Source organism: Alicycliphilus sp. T452 (assembly GCF_054512775.1).
In genome coordinates, this window is sequence record NZ_JBTNEH010000030.1 from 1 (window position 1) to 13,941 (window position 13,941).

Consider the following 13,941-nt stretch of genomic DNA (forward strand, 5'->3'; position numbering starts at 1 on the left):
AAAGCCAGCCCGCAAAAGGCTGCAAAATCGACCCAGTCTTAACCCCCTCGGGGCGTCGTTTTACCCACCTGTTGCTGGCTCCATTACGCCGAACATCGGTGGCTCCATTACGGCGGTCGGTGACAGGGCCGCAGTGGCGCGCTCGATGAAGCGGGCCAGCGGCTCGGACGGGGCCGTATCGGCACGCAGGAGGTAGGTGGTCAAGGTGGGCGACATGCCCGCCAGCGGGCGGCTGCTCACGTCGGGAGAGCGGCTCGCGGCAATCTGCGAAGCACCGACAAATGCCAAGGCATAACCAGCGGAAACCAGGGTCAGCGCCAGATCGAGCGAAGCCACTTCATCGGTCACCAGCGGCTCTTGATCGACCGTGCGCAGCACCTTGGCGACTTGACGGCAATAGCCCTCGCACAGGTGCGGGTCACCCATCAACAGCGGGTAACGCAAGACCTCTTGCAGCGGGATGCGCTTGTAGGCCATCAGAGGGTGCGTGGCAGGCATCGCCACGACCAGCGGATCATGCCAAACGGGGACGGCCAGAAGCCCCTCACCCACCTCGTCGGACTGCGCGAATCCGGCGTCGTACAGATCGTCTTGCAATCCCTTGAGCTGCTGCGACAACGGGACTTCGCTCAGTTGAATGCCGACCTCGGGATCATCGTCCCGGCACTTCGCCAGAAAGGCCCCAAGGTGTGGCGGCGTGATGCCATCGGACAGCGCAATGCGCAATTGGCCGTCATAGCCTGCCGCAACCGCCTTGGCCCCGTCGCGGGCCTGCTGCAAGGCCGCGAAGATGCGCGGCACATGCTCCTTGAAGACCTGCCCGGCACGCGACAGGCGGGTGCTGCGCGAGTTGCGGATGAACAGCCGCACGCCCAGGTCTTCCTCCAGTTCCTTGATGGCGCGGGACAGGGGCGATTGGTCAATGTGAAGGCGCTCGGCGGCGCGGGCGAAGTGGAGTTCTTCAGCAACGGCCAGGAAGCAGCGCAGGTGGCGTAGCTCCATGAATACTTGATTTCAATTCGATATCAACAATCAGGGATACCTACCTCTGCGTGGCGATGCGTCCAAGAACCTCGAATAGAGATTTCGGATTTAACGGCGTTCGCCAAAAAGCATTCTTCATGTGCTCGATGGTGTAGATCCTCAACAGTGGCCTTGGTTGGAGCTTTCTCGCCTGAGAATCTAACTACCGGATTGAGGGCAACAAGCGACAGCCACATTCTTCCATCGGGCCTTTTCGTCAATCTGCCTTCCGCCCGATCGGTATAGGCATCCACCAGATACCCATCGCGCGCGGCGAGATCAAGAAACCATAGCATGTGGCAACTGGAAAGCGAAGCTACAAACGCCTCTTCGGGATCGACGGCTGAAGGATCAGAAAGCGGTACGCGGACAACATCCGGAGAACTGGAACCACGAAGCTCCACCCCGCCATCGAAGCGCCAGATGTGGACTCTGCTGTATCGGTGGTCGAGAAACTTACTTTCTTTACGATCCCATTCGATTTCAACAACATGTGGCTTCATGCTAGCTTCCTTCTGATATGGGTGAAAAAATTAACGCAGAATCTTGTTGCGTATTGGTCTACCCCAAAATGGCACATCGCCCATGTCTCTGGACTCATTTTCAATCTGGGGAAACATCGAAGACCAAACATGTCGTGGTTGCGTGACCATACAAAGCACCATCAGGGCCAACCAGACGAGCCTCTGCGGTGGCCACCCGCCGGCCACAGTGAATAACCCGGCCCTCAGCACGCACACAGGGCAAGTCGAGCGAAACACCGCGCACCAGATTCACCTTGAGTTCGGCTGTCGTGTATGCGCGACCGGCGGGCATCATGGTGTAAACGCTGCATCCCATGGCCGAGTCGAGCAAGGTGGCGTACCAGCCACCATGCACGGTTCCAATCGAATTGAGAAACCCGGGGCTTGGCACGCCTTGGAAAGATGCAGTGCCAGGCCCTACAGCGATCAATACATAGCCCAGAGTCTTCGCCATGGGTGCGTAGGGAATTTCTCCGTTCAACATGGATTGAAGAACGTCGAGTCCAGTTTTCGCTGCGGTCTGCTCCGGTTGCGCCACGCCTGCTCCAGGGCCACTGGCCATGCGCTTCCTGATGGCTTGCTCTTCGGCGAGCCAATCGGCTAAAGAGGACTTTTGTTCAATGGACATGGTGAGAAAGGTGTCGATGAGAGGGATTTCCTCACGCTGAGCCATAGGTGCGCTGGAAGCGCTGCGCCGCCCGCGCGCCGAATGTTGCGGTGAGCACCCCCGCCAGAACCAGCCCGGCGGCAGCCAATTTCCACCAGGACAAGGGCTCACCCAGAACCGCGGCCGATGACAGCAGGGTCAGCACGGGCACCAGCAGCGTGAACGGCGCCACCTGCGTTGCCGGATAGAGGTGCAGCAACCTGCTCCACAGCGCATAGGCCAGGAACGTGCCGAAGTAGGCCATATACAGGATCGCCCCCAAGCCCACACCCGACAGGTTCTGAAAGCTGTGCCATACCAGCCTCGGGCCCTCAAGCGCCAGCGAAGCCAGCAGCAAGGGCGGCCAGGAGAATAGGCTCCCCCATGCAATCAATGCCAGCAGGTCAACTTTGCCCAGGCGCTTGCTGACGATGTTGGCCGACCCCCACGCGGTCGCTGCCAGCAGTATCAGCAGCAAGCCCAGCATGGGCCGCGTACCGGTGATGGCCCCTGCCTGCAGGGCCACGAGACCCAGCCCAGAAAACGCAATCAACGCCCCCAGAACCTGCCAGCGCCCCGGACGCTCATTCAGGAACAACGCTGCCAGCACGGCAGTCACGAAGACGTGTACCTGCAACAGAACTGCGGCCAAACCAGCCGGAACGCCTAAATGGATGCCCGTGGCCAAAAGGCCTAGTTGCAGGGCGAACATGCAGATGCCGTACTGCGCAACCTTGTGCAAGGCCACAGGTGGGCGCGGCAGGATCAGCACCCAGGGCAGTGACGTGAGGATCAGTCTTGCCGTGGACAAAGCCAGCGGCGGGACATCGCGCAGGCCCAGTTTCACGGCGAGGAAGCTCAGCGTCCATAGCACGACGACCAGCAATGCTAGTCCCAAGTGAGGGGGCTTCAATTCCTGGCTCCGATCCCGTCGCCGGGGTAGTGAGCCGCACACCATACGCAGGCCATCATCAATGCTTCCCTCAGAAAAATTCAGTGGTGATCTCCAGCATATTCAGGCGTACCATGGCTGGTAGGACAACATAACCGCAAATCCTGCCATGGTCGCAAAAGCGTTCAATACTTCCGTTCGGACCCGCGTCGTGGTGCTGCTTGCCTTTGACGGTTTTCTATCGTTGGATGTATCCGGCCCTTGGGAAGTCTTCTCCAAGGCATCACGATTGGCTGCTGCGAACGGTGAGCGTCCGGCCTATCGCCTTGTGCTGGCATCACCTCATGGAGGCACCATCCAGGCCAGTTCAGGCTTGCGCTGGGCCGACTCCACTGCGGTTGCCGATATACGAGGCTCTATCGACACCATTCTGGTCGCGGGTGGCGCCATAAGCGCTTTCGAGCCAGACGGCTCCGCAGCGAGTCTGTTGCCATGGCTGCGGCGTAAGGTGCAAACCGTCAGGCGGATGGGCAGCGTATGCACAGGAGCATTCGCGTTGGCGGCTGCCGGCTTGCTGGACGGTCGTCGTGCGACGACGCATTGGAATGCGTGCACACATTTGGCGAGCCAGTATCCCAAAGTCCGGGTGGAGCCCGATGCCATCTATGTGGCCGATCCGCCGTTCTATTGCTCTGCCGGGATTACCGCAGCCATTGATTTGTCGCTGGCCCTGGTAGAGGAGGATTTAGGACAGCCTGTTGCCTTGTCCGTGGCGCGCGATCTGGTTGTCTACTTGCGGCGCCCCGGGGGGCAATCGCAGTTTTCCGCCGGATTGCAAGCGCAGATGCAAGCCAGTGACCGGTTTCGGGATTTGATCATGTGGATGGTCGAGCATCCAGGAAACGACCTGAGCGTAGCTGCTCTCGCTGAGCGCATGGCGATGAGCGAGCGCCACTTCGCGCGGCAGTTCCGCATGGAAACCGGGAAAACCCCGGCCCGCTTCGTAGAGGCCCTGCGACTGGAACATGCCAAAAGCCGTCTGGAGCAGACATCATGGCCTTTGGAGCGCATTGCCCAGCGGGCTGGCTTCGGCTCTGTCGACAGCCTTCAGCGCAGCCTGCGCCGACACGCGGGGATTACCCCGGAGTTGTATCGGCAGAGGTTCGCCAGGAAAGGCTTGACTGACCACGCAGAGTAGCCAGTCAGGCCGAATCCTATGGTGTGCCATGAGCTCGCTGGCTTGCTCCAAGGTTTCTCTCTGGATCGCCCTTATGTGGCCCTTGGCTCATCAAGAGCAAAGGGCGCGCAGGCATCGAAATCTGACCTAAGCTATTGCGTTGTTTGGAGTTTTTTCTGCAGAACCATTGCAGAAAAAACTTGACAACGGACATTTTTCATGTGCAGCCTTAGGTCAGCGGCGGAATTTGCCGTCGGCGCCGATGATGGACAGGTCCGCGAAGTCGAGCCCCGTGTGGTCGTTCTCGCCGTAGGAGACGAACAGGCCGCCCAGGTCGAGCTGCTGTATCGATTCGAGCGCCGACTGGATCTTCTCCCGGGTGGGCTTGGGGCCGGCGCGGCGCAGTCCTTCGACCAGCACCTTGGCGGCGGCGAAGCCTTCGAGCATCGCGGGGCTCACGTCGCCCTGGCCGCGGGCCTTGTTCAGCTCGATCGCCTCCCGGACCATGGGATAGCCCAGGCTGCGTTCGTTGGGGAAGACCTGGGACACGATGACACCGCGCGCGTGCTCGCCCAGGCCCTTGATGAAGCCGTTGGAGGCGTTGTTCGACAGCGTCACGAGCTGCGCCGTGGAGCCCGCCTTGCGCAGCGCCGCATAGCCGTCGACCACGGTGGTGCCCGAGCCGATGATCAGCGTGGCCTGTGCCTGCGCCTGCGCGATCTTGGCCGCCAGGGGGGCGAAGTCGGGCTGGGCGCGGTTGAATTTCTCCAGCACCACGGGCTCCAGCCGGGCCTGCGCCAGGCCCTTCTGCGCGCCGGCCACGCCGTCGGCGCCGAAGCTGTCGTCGGCATACAGCACGGCGATGCGCGTCATGCCCAGCGAGGCCAGGTGGGCCATGGCCTTCTCGGCCTCGCGCTGGTAGGTGGCGCGCACGTTGAAAACATGCTTGCGCACGGGCTGGTGCAGCACCATGGCGCCCGTGGAGGGGCCCACGAGGGCCACGCCATGCTTGTCCAGGTGCGGGACGATGGCCTCGGTGTGCGGCGTGCCGCGCGTGAGGAACATGACGTGCACCTTCCTGTCCTCGATCAGCACGCGCGCGTTCTCGCCCGCGGTCTTGGGATCGAACTTGTCGTCCATGGAGACCAGCTCGATCTTCTGGCCATGGACACCGCCCTTGGCGTTCACCGCGTCGATGAAAAGCCTGGCGCCCGCGGCGGTTTCCTGCACGCCCGGGCCGACCACGCCCGAAAGCCCCGCGGTCTGGCCCACCAGGATCTGGGCCTGGGCCGTGCCCAGCAACGCGCCCAGGGCCAGGGCCGCTCCCCATTTCTGCCATGCCTGCATGGTCTCGCCTCTCCGTGGTTGATGCTGCGCGGCAGTCTACCGGATCGGGTGCCCCGAAGGGATGTTTTGCACGAGGCGAGCGTGCGATCCGCGCATCCCTAGAATGTTCGGCCTCGAAGCAGAAAGAACTCCCATGACCCAGGGACTGATCCGTATCCACGGAGCGCGCCAGCACAACCTCAAGAACATCGACCTGGACATCCGCACGGGCGAGCTCACCGTGGTGACCGGCCCGAGTGGCTCGGGCAAGTCCAGCCTGGTGTTCGACACGCTGTACGCCGAGGGCCAGCGCCGCTACGTGGAGACCTTCAGCGCCTATGCGCGCCAGTTCCTGGATCGCATGGACAAGCCGGCCGTGGACAAGGTGGAGGGCGTGCCGCCGGCCATCGCCATCGACCAGACCAACCCCGTGCGCAGCTCGCGCTCCACCGTGGGCACGATGACGGAGCTCAACGACCACCTCAAGCTGCTGTTCGCGCGCGCCGGCCAGCTGTTCGACCGCAAGACGGCGCTGCCCGTGCGCCACGACTCGCCCGACACCATCTACGCCGAGCTGCAGCGGCGCTGCGCCGCCGAGGGCGACCCGCGCATCGTGCTCACCTTCCCCGTGGAGCTGCCGGCCGGCATCACGGCCGAGCAGCTCGAACAATGGCTGTCCGCCAGCGGCTTCACCAGGGTGCAGGCCGAGCGCGAGCGGGACGGCAAAAAGCTGCTCGACGTGGTGGCCGACCGCTTCCGCTTCGGGCAGGCCGAGCGCGTGCGCGTGGTCGAGGCCATCGAGGTGGCGCTCAAGCGCGGCGGCGGGCGGCTCAACGTCTATCGCCTGCAGGACGAGGGAGAGCCGGAGCTGTGGCGCTTCTCGACCGGCCTGCACTGCCCCGAGAGCGACCTGCGCTACGCCGAGCCCATCGCCTCCATGTTCTCCTTCAACTCGGCCGTGGGCGCCTGCGATACCTGCCGGGGCTTCGGCCGGGTGATCGGCGTGGACTGGGGCCTGGTCGTCCCGAACGAGAAGCTCACGCTGCGCGCCGGCGCCATCAAGCCCATACAGACGCCCGCGTGGAAGGAGTGCCAGGACGACCTGATGCGCCATGCCGAGGCCGCGGGCATTCCGCGCGACACGCCCTGGTACAAGCTCACGGCCGAGCAGCGGCACTGGGTGATCGAGGGCACGCCGGGCTTCAAGGAGGGCAACTGGAACAGGCAGTGGTACGGCATACGGCGCTTCTTCGCGTACTTGGAGAGCAAGGCCTACAAGATGCACATCCGTGTGCTGCTGTCCAAGTACCGCAGCTACACGCCATGCCCCGTGTGCGCGGGCGCGCGCCTGAAGACCGAGAGCCTGCTGTGGCGCATCGGCAGCAAGGAAGACGCCGACGCGGTGCTGGACCCCGCGCGCCGCTTCATGCCGCAGGGCGTTCAGTGGACCCGCGCGCAGCTGGAGGCGCTGCCGGGCCTGTGCCTGCACGACCTGATGATGCTGCCGATAGAGCGGCTGCGGCGGTTCTTCGCGCGCCTGGGGGCCGCCCCCGCGCAGGGCGAGGACGCAGGGCCGGGCGAGGGGGAGCGGCAGGCGCTGCAGCTGCTGCACGAGGAGATCTCCACGCGCCTCAAGTACCTGTGCGACGTGGGCATCGGCTACCTCACGCTGGACCGGCAGAGCCGGACCCTGAGCGGCGGCGAGGTGCAGCGCATCAACCTGACCACGGCGCTGGGCACGAGCCTCGTCAACACGCTGTTCGTGCTCGACGAGCCCAGCATAGGCCTGCACCCGCGCGACATGCACCGCATCACCGAGGCTATGCTGCGCCTGCGCGACGCGGGCAACACGCTGGTGGTGGTGGAGCACGACCCGGCCGTCATGCTCGCGGCCGACCGCATCCTCGACTTCGGCCCCGGCCCGGGCGAGCGCGGCGGCCGCATCGTGTTCGACGGCACGGTGGGCGAGCTGCGCCGCGCGCCCACGCTCACGGGCCAGTACCTGGGCGGGCACAGGCACATCGGCACGGGTCTCAAGCGCCTGGTGACGGACGCCACGCCGCGCCTGATCCTCGAAGGCGCGCGCGAGCACAACCTGCAGGGGCTGAGCGTGGAGTTCCCGCTGCAGCGCCTGGTCACCGTGACCGGCGTGTCGGGCTCGGGCAAGTCCACGCTGATCCAGGACGTGCTGGCGCCCGCGCTCATGCGCCACTTCGGCAAGGCGACCGAGTCGCCCGGCGTGCATGACCGGCTGCTGGGCGCGGACCACCTGAGCGACGTGGTGTTCGTGGACCAGTCGCCCATCGGCAAGACGGCGCGCTCCAACCCCGTGAGCTACGTGGGCGCGTGGGACGCCATCCGCGAGCTGTTCGCCGTGGCGCCGCTCGCGCGCGAGCGCGGCTACACCGCCGCCAAGTTCAGCTTCAACTCGGGCGACGGGCGCTGCCCCACCTGCGGCGGATCGGGCTTCGAGCATGTGGAGATGCAGTTCCTGTCGGACGTGTACCTGCGCTGCCCCGACTGCGATGGCAAGCGCTACCGGCCCGAGGTGCTGGAGGTGCGCATCGAGCGCGCAGGCAGGCTGCTCAACGTGGCCGACGTGCTGGAGCTGACCGTGCACGAGGCCGCCGAGGCCTTCGCGGGCGACCGCGAGGTGATCCGCGCGCTGGCGCCCATCGTGGACGTGGGGCTGGAATACGTGCGCCTGGGCCAGCCCGTGCCCACGCTGTCGGGCGGCGAGGCGCAGCGGCTGAAACTGGCAGGCTTCCTCGCGGAAGCGGCTCGCGTGCAAAGCAAATCGCGCCAGCCCGTCGCGCGCAAGGGCACGCTGTTCCTGTTCGACGAGCCCACCACGGGCCTGCACTTCGACGACATCGCCAAGCTCATGCGCGCGCTGCGCAAGCTCCTGGACGCGGGCCACTCGCTCATCGTCATCGAGCACAACCTGGACGTGATCGCCGCCTCCGACTGGCTCATCGACCTGGGGCCCGAGGGGGGCGACGCTGGCGGCCGGCTCGTGGCCGAGGGCGCGCCCGAGGAAGTGCGCCGGCACCCGCACTCGCACACCGGCGCCGCGCTGCGCGAGTACGAACAGGCGCTAGGCGAAGGCGGCCATTCGGTGCACGAGCAGCGCGCCGCGCTACGAAAAGAGAAGCTGCTGGCGCTTGATGGACGGGCGTTAGGGGCCAAAAACGCGATTGAAATCGTGAATGCCCGCGAGCACAACCTGCAGCACCTCACGCTGGACATCCCGCGCGGGCGCTTCAACGTGATCACGGGCGTTTCCGGCTCGGGCAAGTCCACGCTGGCCTTCGACATCCTGTTCAACGAGGGGCAGCGCCGCTACCTGGAGTCGCTCAACGCCTACGCGCGCTCCATCGTGCAGCCCGCGGGCCGGCCCGAGGTGGACGCCGTCTACGGCATACCGCCCACCGTGGCCATAGAGCAGCGCCTCTCGCGCGGCGGGCGCAAGAGCACCGTGGGCACGACCACCGAGGTCTGGCACTTCCTGCGCCTGCTGTACGTGAAGCTCGGCGTGCAGCACTGCGTGCACGACGGCGCGGCCGTGCAGCCGCAGACCATGGAGAGCATCGCCGCGCAACTGCTCACGCAGTTCCGCGGCCAGCACATCGGCCTGCTGGCGCCGCTGGTGATGAACCGCAAGGGCGTCTACACCGAGCTGGCCGACTGGGCGCGCCCGCGCGGCTACACCCACCTGCGCGTGGACGGCAACTTCCTGCCCACGGCGGGCTTCCCGCGCATCGACCGTTTCAAGGAACACACCATCGAGCTGCCCGTGGCCAGCCTGCACGTATCGGCCGACCAGGAGGACGCGCTGCGCGCGCAGCTCGCCAAGGCGCTGGAGCTGGGCAAGGGCGTGGTCCACGTGCTCAGCCACCTCGACGGCCTGCAGGAGGCGCTGCAGGACGGCGCGCCCACGGCCCACATCGGCCGGCTGCAGGTGTTCTCCACCAAGCGCGCCTGCCCCGTGTGCGCGACGAGCTACGCCGAGCTGGACCCGCGCCTGTTCTCGTACAACAGCAAGCACGGCTGGTGCCCCGACTGCGTGGGCACGGGTGTCAAGCTGACCAAGGAGCAGCGCAAGGCCTTCGACGACTCGGTGCAGGAAGGCGACCGCGGCCGCGAGCAGACCTTCGCCGAGCCCGAGGTGGAAGACCTGGCGGACCAGGCCTGCCCCGCCTGCCAGGGCACGCGCCTGAACCCCGTGGCGCGCGCCGTGCGCTTCGCGGACACGGCCATCACCGAGGTGGCGCACCTGTCGGTGAGCGAGGTGCGGCAGTGGATCGCGGGGCTGCAGCTCACGGGCCGCAAGGCCGACATAGCGCGCGACCTGGTCCCCGAGATCCAGAGCAGGCTCGAATTCCTGGAGGAAGTCGGCCTGTCCTACCTGACGCTCGACCGCGGCGCGCCCACGCTCAGCGGCGGCGAGGCACAGCGCATCCGCCTGGCGGCGCAGCTCGGCAGCAACCTGCAGGGCGTGTGCTACGTGCTGGACGAGCCCACCATAGGCCTGCACGCGCGCGACAACCAGATCCTGCTGAACGCGCTGCACAAGCTCGGCGACAAGGGCAACACGCTGGTGGTGGTGGAGCACGACGAGGACACCATACGCCGCGCCGACCACATCATCGACATAGGCCCCAGCGCCGGCAAGCGCGGCGGGCGCCTGGTGGCGCAGGGCACGGTGGCCGACGTGCAGGCGGCCGAGGACTCGCAGACTGGCCGCTACCTGCTGCATGCCATGCGCCATCCGCTGCAGGCGCGGCGGTCGGTCGGTGCTTCTGAAAAAGGAGCTGCTAGCGCTCTACAGCAAACAATTTCAGGCACAAAAACCATTGAAAACAAGAATGAAAAGGCGCTAGCAGCTAGCAAAAAAGAAGCGGTCCAGCCCCTGGCCTGGCTCACCGTGCTGGGCGCCTGCCTGCACAACCTGCAGGACATCGACGCGCGCGTGCCGCTGCAGCGCCTGGTCGCCGTCACGGGCGTATCGGGCTCGGGCAAGTCCACGCTGGCGCGCGACGTGCTGCTGGCCAACGTGGCGGCCTGGGTGGGCCAGCGTGCCACCAGGGCCGGGCGCGAGGCCATGGACGCGGGCAAGGCGCCCGCGCTCGTGGGTTGCAGGGGCCTGCAGGGCTTCGAGACCATCGACCGCGTGCTGGAGGTGGACCAGACGCCCATCGGCAAGACGCCGCGCAGCTGCCCCGCCACCTACATCGGTTTCTGGGACACCATCCGCAAGCTGTTCGCCGAGACGCTGGAGGCCAAGGCGCGCGGCTACGCGCCCGGGCGCTTCAGCTTCAACACGGGCGAGGGCCGCTGCCCCGGCTGCGAAGGGCAGGGCATGCGCACCATCGCCATGAGCTTCCTGCCCGACGTGAAGGTGCCCTGCGAGGTTTGCCACGGCGCGCGCTTCAACCCCGAGACCCTGGCCGTTACCTGGCGCGGCAAAAGCATCGGCGACGTGCTGCAGATGGAGGTGGACGAGGCCGTGGAGTTCTTCGCCAGCATGCCCAGCATCGCGCACCCGCTGCAGTTGCTGAAGGACGTGGGCCTGGGCTACCTCACGCTCGGCCAGCCCAGCCCGACGCTCTCCGGCGGCGAGGCCCAGCGCATCAAGCTCGTGACCGAACTGACCAAGGTGCGCGACGACGTGGGCCGGCGCGGCCAGAAGGCGCCGCACACGCTCTACGTGCTCGACGAGCCCACCGTGGGCCTGCACATGGCCGACGTGCACAAGCTCATCCAGGTGCTGCACCGCCTGGTGGACGGCGGCCACAGCGTGGCCGTCATCGAGCACGACCTCGACGTGATCGCCGAGGCCGACTGGATCATCGACCTGGGGCCCGAGGGCGGCAAGGACGGCGGCACCATCGTGGCCGCCGGCACGCCCGAGGACCTGGTGCGGCTGGGCACGCACACGGGCCGGGCGCTGGCGCCGGTGCTGGCGCGCGGGTAAAGCATTCCTGCGCGGCTTGTCGGTCGGATCAACGAGAGGTGCGGACGGTCATTCGATCTTGGCCCCCGTCTTCTCAATCAGATCACTCCACTTGGCCTGTTCCTGTTGAATGAATCGGCGAAACTTTGCGGAGTCCATTCCATAGAACGGCTCGCTGCCGGTCTGTATGAAGGGCTCTACCAACTGCTTGTCGTCAAGCAGTTGGTCGATCGCCTTTTCCAGGGTCTTCACAATTTCCGCAGATGTGTTCTTTGGCACAACGATTCCAGACCATGCGTACGAGAGCCCATCTGGATAGCCCTGTTCCACCATGGTTGGAACATCAGGCAGGGTTGGTAGCCGTTTCTCGGCCATCAAGGCGACGCCGGTAAACGCGCCGCTCCTGATATGCGGGCCGACGACCGAAGCGTAGTCAAACATCAGGTCGAGACGGCCACCAAGAAGATCCTGTAATGCCGGCGCGCTGCCCTTATAGGGCACATGGGTCATCTTGATGCGGGTGATGCTGGCAAACAGCTCGGCAGTCAAGTGCGTCCCTGTTCCCGAGCCTGCCGATCCGAAGAATGTCTGTTCGTTCGGGCGCTTTGCATAGTTGACCACGTCCTGCACCGTCTTCAGATTTTTCTTCGCGTCGGTCACCAGAATCAGAGGCGTGCGGAACATGCCGTGAACCATGTCGAAGTCGCGTAGCGGATCGAACTTCAACGACTTGTACAGGAACTTGTTCGCGGCCATGGTGCCTTGGGTTGCGTACAACAGGGTGTAGCCATCGGGCTTGGTCTTGGCGACGTACTCCGTGCCGATATTCCCTCCTGCGCCCGGCTTGTTCTCGACGATGACCGGTTGTCCGAGCAACTCGGAAAGCTTCTTCGCCCACACACGCGAATTGCTGTCCGTGACCCCTCCTGGCGTGAAGGGAACGATCAGCGTGATCGGACGGGATGGATAGTCCGATTTCTGCTGCGCCAGCGCCGGTGAGCCATATGGCACGCCACACGCCACCAACACCAAGCCTGCCTTTGCCAAAGTGCGAATCATAGGGTTTGTCTCCATGTCTACGAGGTTTTAATGTACGACTGATCGAAGTAATATTCGACGCATCGTAGATTAGTTTGGAGTTCATCCAATACTCGTTTCTACTTAAGAGGCGTTTTGGTGCAGCGTTTCCAAGCGCCTCGACGCTTGGTTCCACTGCGGTTACAGAGAAAGAACGGAGACAAGGCGATGAGCCAGATTGATCTGACACCCGAACAGCAATCGCTGAAAGACAACATCCGCCGCTTCATGGTGAAAGAGGTTGTGCCCTTGATCTCGCGGCACGAGAAGGAGCGCACGTTCCCCTTCGAGCTCATGCCCCAACTGGCGGAGCTGGGCTACCTCGGAGGCACCCTGCCCGAAAGCGATGGCGGCCATGGCATCGACATGCCGACCTGGGCCATGATGATGGAGGAGCTGGGCTATCACTGGCTCTCGCTGCGCACCATGGTGAACATCACCAATGGCTCTATCAAACGCATTGCCACGCATGGTTCGCCCGAGCAAAAGGAGAAGTACCTCAAGCCCGTCCTCGCGGGCAAGCTCAAGGTCTGCACCGGGCTGACCGAGCCTAATACCGGCTCCAACATCGCAGGCATTCAGACCCGCGCGGAACTGGTGGGTGACGAGTGGGTGATTAACGGACGCAAGCTCTGGATCACGAACGGCTACAACGCGGATGTCGCGATGATCGTGGCTCGGACCTTCAGCCCGAACTGCGACGGCAAGCTATCCACGTTCGTGGTGGAACGCGCCAAGGCGAACTATGACGTTCGCAAGCTGGACACCATGGTGCTGCGATGCACGGGGACGGCTGAACTCGGCTTCAACGATGTGCGTATCCCCAAGGAAAACCTCGTGGGTGTCGAAGGATCGGCGCTCAACGGCACGCTCAAAGGACTGGACGCAGCCAGGCTGAACATTGCAATGGGTGCTGTCGGCGCGGCGCAGTCGGCGCTTGATCTGTCAACGGACTACGTCAAGCAGCGCAAGCAGTTTGGCAGGCTCATCGGCAGCTTCCAGCTCATCCAGAAGCACATCGTTGACATGACTGTCCGCGTCGAGGCGGCGCGTGCCCTTGGCATGCGTGCCGCTCATGCGCTGGAAGCAGGGAAGGATGTGCGCCAGGCATGCTCCATTGCCAAGCTGTATGCCACGGAGGCGGCGCATGAAGTTGCCAACATGGCATTGCAGGTACACGGGGGCCTCGGCTACTCCGAGGACTATTCCATCGAGCGCATCTTCCGTGACACACGCGGCGGAATGATTCCCGAAGGCACGACCGAAATCCAGACATTGATCGCAGGTCGAGAAATTCTCGGCATCAATGCAATTGCCTAA

Annotated in this window: 9 protein-coding genes; 3 read left to right on the forward strand and 6 right to left on the reverse strand. The window is 64.6% G+C overall.

All coding sequences use genetic code 11. The features are described 5' to 3' along the window. Nucleotides 1-60: 60 nt before the first annotated feature. The 4 genes from ACX12L_RS19985 to ACX12L_RS20000 all read right to left on the reverse strand — a co-directional run bounded on the left by ACX12L_RS19985 (nucleotide 61) and on the right by ACX12L_RS20000 (nucleotide 3,079). Nucleotides 61-1,002 carry a LysR family transcriptional regulator gene (locus ACX12L_RS19985; protein ID WP_459264189.1) on the reverse strand — a complete coding sequence of 314 codons (942 nt, stop codon included), beginning with the start codon at nucleotides 1,000-1,002 and terminating at the stop codon, nucleotides 61-63. Between the two features lie 23 nt (nucleotides 1,003-1,025). Further along, nucleotides 1,026-1,526 (reverse strand): OsmC family protein, encoded by a 501-nt coding sequence (locus ACX12L_RS19990; RefSeq protein WP_459264190.1) that lies wholly within the window; start codon nucleotides 1,524-1,526, stop codon nucleotides 1,026-1,028. A gap of 100 nt (nucleotides 1,527-1,626) precedes the next feature. Then, nucleotides 1,627-2,175 carry a PaaI family thioesterase gene (locus ACX12L_RS19995; RefSeq protein ID WP_459264191.1) on the reverse strand — a complete coding sequence of 183 codons (549 nt, stop codon included), beginning with the start codon at nucleotides 2,173-2,175 and terminating at the stop codon, nucleotides 1,627-1,629. 31 nt (nucleotides 2,176-2,206) lie between these two features. Beyond that, nucleotides 2,207-3,079 (reverse strand): EamA family transporter, encoded by an 873-nt coding sequence (locus ACX12L_RS20000; RefSeq protein ID WP_459264192.1) that lies wholly within the window; start codon nucleotides 3,077-3,079, stop codon nucleotides 2,207-2,209. 175 nt (nucleotides 3,080-3,254) lie between these two features. Between ACX12L_RS20000 and ACX12L_RS20005 the strand changes: the two genes are divergently transcribed. After that, the gene (locus tag ACX12L_RS20005) at nucleotides 3,255-4,283 is read left to right on the forward strand and encodes a GlxA family transcriptional regulator (protein ID WP_459264193.1); all 1,029 of its coding nucleotides are present in this window, start codon (nucleotides 3,255-3,257) and stop codon (nucleotides 4,281-4,283) included. A 213-nt stretch (nucleotides 4,284-4,496) separates the two neighbouring features. Here ACX12L_RS20005 and ACX12L_RS20010 read toward each other — a convergent pair whose 3' ends face one another. After that, the gene (locus ACX12L_RS20010) at nucleotides 4,497-5,609 is read right to left on the reverse strand and encodes an ABC transporter substrate-binding protein (protein ID WP_459264194.1); all 1,113 of its coding nucleotides are present in this window, start codon (nucleotides 5,607-5,609) and stop codon (nucleotides 4,497-4,499) included. Between the two features lie 133 nt (nucleotides 5,610-5,742). On the opposite strand from ACX12L_RS20010, the gene uvrA reads away from it, so the two are divergent. Further along, entirely contained in the window at nucleotides 5,743-11,565 is a 5,823-nt protein-coding gene (gene uvrA / locus ACX12L_RS20015) for an excinuclease ABC subunit UvrA (RefSeq protein ID WP_459264195.1), read from the forward strand. A 48-nt stretch (nucleotides 11,566-11,613) separates the two neighbouring features. On the opposite strand, the gene ACX12L_RS20020 is transcribed toward uvrA, so the two are convergent. After that, nucleotides 11,614-12,603 (reverse strand): Bug family tripartite tricarboxylate transporter substrate binding protein, encoded by a 990-nt coding sequence (locus ACX12L_RS20020; protein WP_459264196.1) that lies wholly within the window; start codon nucleotides 12,601-12,603, stop codon nucleotides 11,614-11,616. A gap of 186 nt (nucleotides 12,604-12,789) precedes the next feature. Between ACX12L_RS20020 and ACX12L_RS20025 the strand changes: the two genes are divergently transcribed. Beyond that, nucleotides 12,790-13,941: an acyl-CoA dehydrogenase family protein gene (locus tag ACX12L_RS20025; RefSeq protein WP_459264197.1), complete on the forward strand. Its 1,152-nt coding sequence runs from the start codon at nucleotides 12,790-12,792 to the stop codon at nucleotides 13,939-13,941.

Excerpts from the sequence above, each read along its gene's own strand:
- uvrA (WP_459264195.1), top strand. The coding sequence starts at position 5,743 with ATGACCCAGGGACTGATCCGTATCCACGGAGCGCGCCAGCACAACCTC.
- ACX12L_RS19990 (WP_459264190.1), bottom strand. The coding sequence starts at position 1,526 with ATGAAGCCACATGTTGTTGAAATCGAATGGGATCGTAAAGAAAGTAAG.
- ACX12L_RS19985 (WP_459264189.1), bottom strand. The coding sequence starts at position 1,002 with ATGGAGCTACGCCACCTGCGCTGCTTCCTGGCCGTTGCTGAAGAACTC.
- ACX12L_RS20005 (WP_459264193.1), top strand. The coding sequence starts at position 3,255 with ATGGTCGCAAAAGCGTTCAATACTTCCGTTCGGACCCGCGTCGTGGTG.
- ACX12L_RS20025 (WP_459264197.1), top strand. The coding sequence starts at position 12,790 with ATGAGCCAGATTGATCTGACACCCGAACAGCAATCGCTGAAAGACAAC.
- ACX12L_RS19995 (WP_459264191.1), bottom strand. The coding sequence starts at position 2,175 with ATGTCCATTGAACAAAAGTCCTCTTTAGCCGATTGGCTCGCCGAAGAG.
- ACX12L_RS20020 (WP_459264196.1), bottom strand. The coding sequence starts at position 12,603 with ATGATTCGCACTTTGGCAAAGGCAGGCTTGGTGTTGGTGGCGTGTGGC.
- ACX12L_RS20010 (WP_459264194.1), bottom strand. The coding sequence starts at position 5,609 with ATGCAGGCATGGCAGAAATGGGGAGCGGCCCTGGCCCTGGGCGCGTTG.